Source organism: Paraburkholderia sp. (assembly GCF_034668105.1).
Taxonomy (GTDB): Bacteria; Pseudomonadota; Gammaproteobacteria; order Burkholderiales; family Burkholderiaceae; genus Paraburkholderia.
Map to the genome: position 1 here is coordinate 1 of NZ_JAXDPY010000142.1, position 6376 is coordinate 6376.

General features: G+C 60.9%; 5 protein-coding genes and 1 other RNA gene. 4 read left to right on the forward strand and 2 right to left on the reverse strand.

Translation table 11 applies throughout. The annotated features are described in order from the left end of the window. The coding region (gene dnaX / locus QOC89_RS06570) for a DNA polymerase III subunit gamma/tau (protein ID WP_323044284.1) at positions 1-1322 on the reverse strand (1322 nt) is incomplete at its 3' end. A 215-nt stretch (positions 1323-1537) separates the two neighbouring features. Further along, positions 1538-1636: signal recognition particle sRNA small type (gene ffs, locus QOC89_RS06575), an RNA gene on the reverse strand. A 441-nt stretch (positions 1637-2077) separates the two neighbouring features. Here ffs and trxA point away from each other — a divergent pair. The 4 genes from trxA to QOC89_RS06595 all read left to right on the forward strand — a co-directional run bounded on the left by trxA (position 2078) and on the right by QOC89_RS06595 (position 6208). Further along, entirely contained in the window at positions 2078-2404 is a 327-nt protein-coding gene (trxA, locus tag QOC89_RS06580; RefSeq protein ID WP_054039468.1) for a thioredoxin TrxA, read from the forward strand. A gap of 236 nt (positions 2405-2640) precedes the next feature. Continuing rightward, positions 2641-3909 carry a transcription termination factor Rho gene (gene rho / locus QOC89_RS06585; protein ID WP_006048863.1) on the forward strand — a complete coding sequence of 423 codons (1269 nt, stop codon included), beginning with the start codon at positions 2641-2643 and terminating at the stop codon, positions 3907-3909. A gap of 197 nt (positions 3910-4106) precedes the next feature. Continuing rightward, complete coding sequence (locus tag QOC89_RS06590; RefSeq protein ID WP_323044285.1) at positions 4107-4655, forward strand: MerR family transcriptional regulator; 549 nt, start codon at positions 4107-4109, stop codon at positions 4653-4655. Next, entirely contained in the window at positions 4652-6208 is a 1557-nt protein-coding gene (locus QOC89_RS06595; RefSeq protein ID WP_323044286.1) for an MFS transporter, read from the forward strand. The genes QOC89_RS06590 and QOC89_RS06595 overlap by 4 nt, the downstream gene beginning before the upstream one ends. The last annotated feature ends 168 nt before the right edge of the window (positions 6209-6376 follow it).

A 6376-nucleotide genomic window follows, 5' to 3' on the forward strand; every position in this document is an offset into this window, starting at 1 on the left:
GCTCGCGCCTGTGGATTTGCGGAGCGCACCGGCACGGCGGCAATTGCTTCAGCCGTATGCGACGACGCGGCCGCCGGCTGCGCAGCTACCGTCGACCCCACCACTCCCGCCGGCTGCACAGCTGCCGTCGCCCCCACTGCTCCCGCCCGCTGCGCGGCTACCACCGGCGAGCCCGCGCGCCTGGCACCGGCCGGTCCTGCCGGATGCGCCGCAGCCGCGCCTCCACCACCGCCCGTAGGCGCCGGTTCGAACGCCAGCATGCGCAACAGCGTCATCGTGAAACCGGCGTACTCGTCCGGCGCAAGACCCAGTTCGCTTCGGCCGATGGTCGCAATCTGATAGAACAACTGCACCTGCTCGGCGCTCAACGCATCGGCAAACCGGCGCAGATCACCCGCTTCCGGCCACTCGTCCAGCACCGACGACGGCGCGAACTGCGCCCACGCGATCCGGTGCAGCAAGCTTGACAAATCCTGCAACGCCGTCGAAAACGACAGGCTGCGCAATGCCATCTCGTCCGCGACCGCCAGCACGGCGGCGCCGTCACCGTCGGCCAGCGCGTCGAGCAGGCGAATCAGATAGCTTTGATCCAGCGCGCCCAGCATGCCGCGCACCGCTTCTTCATTCACCTGATTGGCCGAATAGGCGATTGCCTGATCGGTCAGCGAGAGCGCGTCGCGCATCGAGCCGTCGGCTGCGCGCGCGAGCAGGCGCAATGCCTGGGCGTCGAACGGCACCTGCTCTTCGCCGAGAATATGCTCGAGATGCGACACAATATGCCCGGCCGGCATCTGCTTCAGATTGAACTGCAGACAGCGCGACAGCACCGTGACCGGAATCTTCTGCGGATCGGTGGTAGCAAGAATGAATTTGACGTGCGAAGGCGGCTCTTCCAGCGTCTTCAACATCGCGTTGAAAGCGTGGTTGGTCAGCATGTGCACTTCGTCGATCATGTAGACCTTGAAGCGCGCATCAACCGGTGCGTACACGGCGCGCTCCAGCAGCGCCGCCATTTCGTCGACCCCGCGATTACTCGCCGCGTCCATCTCGACATAATCGACAAACCGCCCTTCGTCGATCTCCCGGCATGCGCGGCACACGCCGCACGGCGTGGAAGTCACGCCGGTCTCGCAATTCAGCGCCTTGGCGAAGATGCGCGACAGCGTGGTTTTGCCGACGCCGCGAGTGCCGGTAAACAAATAGGCATGATGCAGACGGCCACCGTCGAGCGCGTGCGTGAGCGCGCGCACCACGTGCTCCTGTCCGACGAGCGAAGCGAAATCCTTCGGCCGCCATTTGCGTGCGAGAACTTGATAGGTCATCCGGAAATTGTATCAGTAACAATGGCGCGCAAAACCGATTCGAGAAAGCGCGCGAACGTGCGTTGCCGCTTCATTGAAACAGGCTAACGGACCGATAGAAAAAAATAGATGAAGCGCGCGGAAAATGCCACTGCGAGGCCACCATAGCGTCTGTACGACAGCGCCTGGGGTAAACAGAAGATGGGGAGATACGGCAGAGGAAAACAAAAAAGGAAGGTGACGAGCCCGACCCTCGGCACTGGTGGAAAACGGCTGTGGCTGCTTCGTTCCCGACCTGACCAGGTTGACCATCCCTCCATGCGAGGAGGCCCGTCACGAAACATTCTATCACCGCTTGGCTCGCCGCGCGACTCTTATACGACCAAAATGACATCGACCCGCCGAATCAGGAGCTTCACACCTATGGGCGGTACTCCGACTCCATGTGTTCGGCGCTCTTGTGTTTGCGCTGCCAGCCACCAGATAAGCTGCGTCGCGACTATCAAAGAGAGGTGGCGCTTCACCGGCAGCCATTGGCCCCACTGCCCTTGATGAGTACTATCACCACCGGCAACGCATAGCGAATTAAGCTAAACTGCCGTACGGATGACCCGCAAACGCGAGCTTTCTGCGCATTTCGGAATGGGCCTTTCAGCTCTTTCAAGCGTGCGCAGATAAGGCTCCGATGCGGCAAAGCGAACGGAAGTTTCCCTAGATTTTGACGTATCGTGGCGAGCAATTCAGGCGGGCCTCGAACCGATAGAGGTATTCATACAATGAGCGAATCAATCAAGCATATTAGCGACGCATCGTTCGAACAGGACGTCGTGAAATCCGATAAACCCGTGCTGCTCGACTTCTGGGCTGAATGGTGCGGTCCGTGCAAGATGATCGCGCCGATCCTCGACGAAGTCGCCAAGGATTACGCTGATCGCCTGCAAATCGCCAAGATCAACGTCGACGAACATCAATCGACGCCGGTCAAGTTTGGCGTGCGCGGCATCCCCACGCTGATCCTCTTCAAGAACGGCGCTGTCGCCGCGCAGAAGGTCGGCGCATTGTCGAAGTCGCAACTCACCGCATTCCTCGACGGCAATCTGTAAAGCGGTCGCATCGGCGCGCTGCGGGTCCTCAAGACCTTCGGGCGCGCCGTCTTGAGCCTGTTGTCAACCGGCAACACGCTTAATAAGAAAGATGCCATCCCGTCGCACTGGCGGAAATTGGCGTGTGCTATGCTAGAATCCGCAAAACGTCGAAAAGACGTGTAAGTCCTTGAGCGGTTCCGCTCACTCTCCTCCCAGATTTCATTTCGTCGCACCTTCTCCTGCGGGTTCTCCGTATGCATTTATCCGAGCTTAAGACTCTGCACGTGTCCGAATTGATCGAGATGGCCAATGGCCTCGAGATCGAAAGTGCAAACCGCCTGCGCAAGCAGGAATTGATGTTTGCCATTCTAAAAAAACGAGCCAAAACGGGCGACACGATCTTCGGCGACGGCACGCTTGAAGTGCTGCCGGATGGCTTCGGCTTCCTGCGGTCGCCGGAAACCTCGTATCTCGCCAGCACGGATGATATTTACATCAGCCCGTCGCAAATCCGCCGCTTCAACCTGCACACGGGCGACACGATCGAAGGCGAAGTGCGTACGCCGAAAGACGGCGAGCGCTATTTCGCTCTGGTGAAGGTGGACAAGGTCAACGGTCAGCCGCCGGAAGCCTCGAAGCACAAGATCATGTTCGAAAATCTGACGCCGCTGCACCCGAACAAGGTGCTGCTGCTCGAACGTGAAATGCGTGGCGAGGAAAACGTCACGGGCCGCATCATCGACATGATCGCGCCGATCGGTAAGGGCCAGCGCGGCCTGCTGGTGGCGTCGCCAAAGTCCGGCAAGACCGTGATGCTGCAACACATCGCGCACGCGATTAAGCAAAACCACCCGGATGTCGTGCTGTTCGTGCTGCTGATCGACGAACGCCCGGAAGAAGTGACCGAAATGCAGCGTTCCGTGGCCGGCGAAGTAATCGCCTCCACGTTCGACGAACCGGCTGCGCGTCACGTGCAAGTCGCCGAAATGGTGATCGAGAAAGCCAAGCGCCTCGTCGAAATGAAGAACGACGTCGTGATTCTGCTCGACTCGATCACGCGTCTCGCGCGTGCTTACAACACCGTCGTGCCGGCTTCCGGAAAGGTGCTGACGGGTGGTGTCGACGCCAACGCGCTGCAACGTCCGAAGCGTTTCTTCGGGGCCGCGCGCAATATCGAGGAAGGCGGCTCGCTCACCATCATCGGCACGGCGCTGATCGAAACCGGCAGCCGCATGGACGACGTGATCTACGAAGAGTTCAAGGGCACCGGCAACATGGAAGTGCACCTGGAGCGTCGCCTGGCTGAAAAGCGCGTCTATCCGTCGATCAACCTGAACAAGTCCGGCACGCGCCGTGAAGAACTGCTGATCAAGCCCGAAGTCCTGCAAAAGATCTGGGTGCTGCGCAAGTTCATTCACGACATGGACGAAGTCGAGTCGATGGAATTCCTGCTCGACAAGATTCGGCAGACGAAGAGCAACTCCGAGTTCTTCGACATGATGCGTCGTGGCGGCGGCAGCTAAGGCGTCGTGCCGAATAGCCGTATTTGCCGCGTCATCTTCACCGCATAAGAAGGCCGCTCGCCAGAAACGAGCGGTTTTTTTTCGTCTGTCAGGTCCCGCCAGATTTTGCCCGAGCGAGGTGCTTATCCCGATAACATGTACGTGAACGTACACGTTGGAGTACACTATCGTCAGTCCGTTATGTCCATCACACGCTTATGCCAAAGGACCCACCCGCCCTGCTCACCGTTCGCGACGCCGCTGAACGCCTCGGCGTCACGCCGCGCACGCTGAAGTACTACGAAGAGCGCGGCCTTGTCTCGCCTACCCGCAGCGAAGGCCGCTACCGCCTCTACGACGAGGGAGACCTGCAGCGCTTCGGCCGCATCCTGCGTCTGCGTTCGCTCGGCTTCTCGCTGCAAGGCATCACCGAAATGCTCAAGCGTCCGCTCGAACCGGTGGAAGGCGGCCATCGTTACTCCACCGAATCGCTGCAGCAGATTCGCGACGCCCTCTCAGAGCAAGTCGAAGCACTCGATACCCGCATCGAAACCATGCGCCGCGAACTCAAGGAAGCGCAAAAGCTGCGCGCCGAGCTTAGCCCCGACCTCGACTATCTCGAACGACGTCTCGCCGGAGAAAACGCGGACGCGTTGCTCGAGCAGCGCCGCGCGGCGCACGCCAACGCGACCGCCAGGTCGCAAGGAAGACGCAAAAAGCCACAGGATGAAGCCGCGCCCGACTCCGCTCCGGATCCCTCCGCATGAGCACCGCGACATCCCGCGCACCGTTGTTCAGCGTCGAGAAACTGCGCGGCGATTTTTTCCCGTGGGTGCTGGCCGTCGTCACGGGACTCGACTATTTCGACAACACGATTTTTTCGTTCTTCATCAGCTACATCGCGGGCGGCATCAACGCGTCGCCCGACGAACTGGTGTGGGCGTCGAGCGCCTATGCGGTCGCGGCCGTGCTCGGCATTCTGCAGCAGCAATGGTGGGTCGAGCGCTTCGGTTACCGGCGCTACGTGGCCGGCTGCATGCTGCTCTATTCAGCAGCGGCGATCGCCGCCACCTTGTGCGAGTCGTCGATCGAACTCGCATTCGCGCGCGGCTTCCAGGGCTACTTCATCGGCCCGATGATGGGCACCTGCCGCATCCTGATCCAGATGAGCTTCACGCCGCAGCAGCGACCCGCGGCAACCCGTGCTTTTCTGGTGCTGATCGTTCTGAGCAGTGCGCTTGCGCCGCTGATCGGCGGCCAACTGGTCGCGCATTTCGACTGGCGTGCGCTGTTCGCCTGCACCGCGCCCGTCGGTGTGCTGTTTGCGGTCCTTGCGCTGCTTGCGCTGCCCGACACCGGCGACCGCTTGCCGGAAGAACGTGGCGCTGCGCACTTCTGGCCTTATCTGATCTTCGCGTTCGCGCAAGGCGCGCTGCAAATCGTGATGCAGCAAGTGCGGTTTCAGCTGTTCAGCGCCTCGCCAGGGCTGATTCTGCTGACGGTCATGGGCATCGTCGCGCTCGGCTGGTTCGCTTACCAGCAATGGCATCATCCGGCGCCGCTGATGCGCCTGCATGCGCTGCGCGAAAAGGTCTTTCAGGTCGGACTCGTGCTGTACATGTTCTACTACTTCATCTCGACAGTATTCAGCTATCTGACGTCGCGCTTTCTCGAGAGCGGCCTCGGCTATCCGGTCGAAAATACCGGGCAACTGGTCGGTGTGACGTCGTTGATTTCGGCGAGCGCGCTGTTCGTCTACCTGCGTTACGCAAAGCTTCTGCCGCGCAAGAAGTGGATCATCGTGCCAGGCTTCGCGGTGGCCGCGTTCGCCGCGGCGTGGATGACTCGCATGTCGCCGGGCGTGGGCGAAGCCGCGCTGATCGTGCCGCTGCTGCTGCGCGGCTTGCTGTTGCTGTTCATCGTGCTGCCGGTCGCCAATCTAACGTTTAGAATCTTCGCCATCGAGGAGTTCACGCATGGCTACCGGCTGAAAAACATCGTCCGGCAACTGACGATCTCGTTCGCGACGGCCTCGGTGATCATCGTCGAACAACATCGGCAGGCGCTGCATCAAGCGCGCCTCGCGGAGTTCGTGAATCCGTACAATCCGGTGCTCCAGAATTCGCTCGCGGCGCTGACTAGCGGCTTCAGCGCCGCCGGCCGCTCGCCTTCCGAGGCGCATTCGCTTGCGATCGTGGAGATCAGCCGCACGGTTGCGCAGCAGGCAAGCTTCCTCGCCTCGCTGGATGGCTTCACCTTCCTGCTCGGCATTGCGATATGCGGCGGCCTCTTCGCCGCGTGGCAAAAACGGATCGACTAAGGGTTTCATCACGCCATGCTCTCGAAACTCACTCAATGGTTCGGCACGCGCCGCCGCGACCGCGCGCTGCGCGATTACGCGATCGACGACGCCCTTTGGCAAGCCACGCTCGACGGCCTGCCTTTCCTCGCCTACCTCGAGGCGCCGGATCTGGTGCGTCTGCGCGAG